Annotated in this window: 2 protein-coding genes and 2 tRNA genes; all 4 read left to right on the top strand. The window is 68.0% G+C overall.

All coding sequences use genetic code 11. The annotated features are described in order from the left end of the window. Positions 1-9: 9 nt before the first annotated feature. A tRNA-Cys gene (locus AC1D2K_RS33930) sits at positions 10-83 on the top strand. An 86-nt stretch (positions 84-169) separates the two neighbouring features. Continuing rightward, a tRNA-Leu gene (locus tag AC1D2K_RS33925) sits at positions 170-262 on the top strand. 22 nt (positions 263-284) lie between these two features. Then, complete coding sequence (locus tag AC1D2K_RS33920; protein ID WP_478094732.1) at positions 285-917, top strand: DUF6806 family protein; 633 nt, start codon at positions 285-287, stop codon at positions 915-917. An 87-nt stretch (positions 918-1004) separates the two neighbouring features. Then, positions 1005-2045: MFS transporter (locus AC1D2K_RS33915; RefSeq protein WP_478094730.1), on the top strand; the 1041-nt coding region annotated here is incomplete at its 3' end.

The following is a 2045-nucleotide window of genomic DNA, read 5'->3' as shown; positions in this document are numbered from 1 at the left end:
GTAAAGCGTGGCGCGATAGCAAAGCGGTTATGCAACGGATTGCAAATCCGTCTAGYCCGGTTCGACTCCGGGTCGCGCCTCCACCGACATCGATACCGAAAATGCAGCCCCGCCAACCCACGTTGCCGGGGCTGTATTCGTTTGCGGTATCGTCGTTGTCCGACCGGAAGCCCGGATGGTGAAATTGGTAGACACATCGGACTTAAAATCCGCCGCTTCCTGAATAAGGGGCATACCGGTTCGACCCCGGTTCCGGGCACCACCACACTACAAGGGAGCAAGACATGCCTCGCTACAACGCTCCGTTCGAAATCCATGTGCACGGCGATGTGCCGCTGCGTTCCGACGTGAGCTTCGAGCAGATCCAGGAAGCGCTCGCCCCGCTCTGGAAATACGCCGGCGCCAAGTCGCTGGCCGATGGCGCCACCAGCGTCTACGAAGAAGAGCCCGGCATCCGCTTCGAGCAGAAGGAGCACATGCTCCAGATCTGCTGGACCGTGGCCGGCGACGAGGACTTCCGCCAGGCGCTCGACGAGATGTGCATGGCCCTCAACGAGTTGTCCGAGCAGGGCGCGGCGCTCGAGGTCACCTTCTACGACACCGACTTCGACGAGGAAGAGGGCGACCCCGACGAGGAGTCGCGCGACGACTTCCTGATGCTCTTCGTCGGTCCGAATCCGGCGGCGATCATGCAAGTTCAGCGCGACCTGCTGGTCGAGGACGTGGTGAACCTGATGGAACGCCATTTCGACGGCGCCGAKCTCGGCGGCGTSGTGGCCGAGATCGACAAGCTCTTCGGCGAYCGSTTCGACGCGCTGGTGAACTCGCTCGAGATCGGCAAGCGCCCGCGCGGCGGCACCGGCGGTCCCGGCAGCGGCGGCCACGGCGGCGGCCGCCGTCCGCGCCACCTGCACTAGGCCTGTTCACAGGCCCACGCGTTCCTGACGCGGGGCGGCCACGCCGCTCCGCTATGCTCGGCGACCTTCCTTTCACGGAGTCCTCGCTTGGCCCTGTTTCCCCAATCCGCCCTCCAGCCCGGCGTGCGCAAGCGCGAAGTGTTCGGCTGGGCGATGTACGACTTCGCCAATTCGGGCTACACCACGGTGGTCATCACCGCCGTGTTCGCCGCCTATTTCGTCGGCGGCATCGCCCAGGGCGCGCCCTGGGGCGCCTTCGCCTGGACCGTGGCGCTCAGCATCTCGTACGCGATCGTGATGGTCACGATGCCCGCGATCGGCGCCTGGGCCGACCTGCACGCGGCCAAGAAGCGGGTGCTGGTCACCGTGACCCTGGCCTGCGTGGCGGGCACCGCGGCGCTGGCCCTGACGCCGCGCCTGACGGGGCCCTACGCCGTGGCGCTCGCGATGGCGCTGGTGATCGTCTCCAACGCCTTCTATTCCTACGGCGAGTCRCTCACCGGCGCCTTCCTGCCGGAACTCGCCACCGCCGAGGGCATGGGCAAGGTCAGCGGCTGGGGCTGGGCCTTCGGCTACCTCGGCGGCATGCTGGCGCTGGGCCTGTGCCTGGCCTATGTGCTCTCGGCCCAGGCGCGCGGACTGCCGGCCGCGCATTTCGTGCCGGTCACGATGCTGATCACGGCAGCGATCTATGGCGCGGCGGCCTGCGTCACCTTCGCGCTGCTGCCCGAGCGCGCGCTGCCGCAGCAGCGCGGCCCCGACCAGAGCGCCTGGCTGCAGCTGCGCGACACCTTCCGGGAGGCCCGCGCCTATCGCGACTTCATGTGGCTGCTGGCCTGCACCGTCTGCTACCAGGGGGGCGTGGCGGTGGCGATCACGCTGGCGGCGATCTACGCCGAGCAGGTGATCGGCTTCGTGCCCAGCGAGACGATGGTGCTGATCTTCGTGCTCAATATCGCGGCGGCGCYCGGCGCCTTCGGCTTCGGCTACCTGCAGGACCGGATCGGCCATCGGCGCTCGCTGGCGGGCACGCTGGTCGCCTGGATCGCGGTCTGCCTGATCGCCGCCTCGGTGAGCACCAAGGGCGGCTTCTGGTGGGCCGCCGCGATCGCCGGCCTGGCCATGGGG

The sequence above is a fragment of the Variovorax sp. P1_H12_2 genome (assembly GCF_056405335.1).
This window is presented reverse-complemented; position numbering and strand designations above follow the sequence as displayed.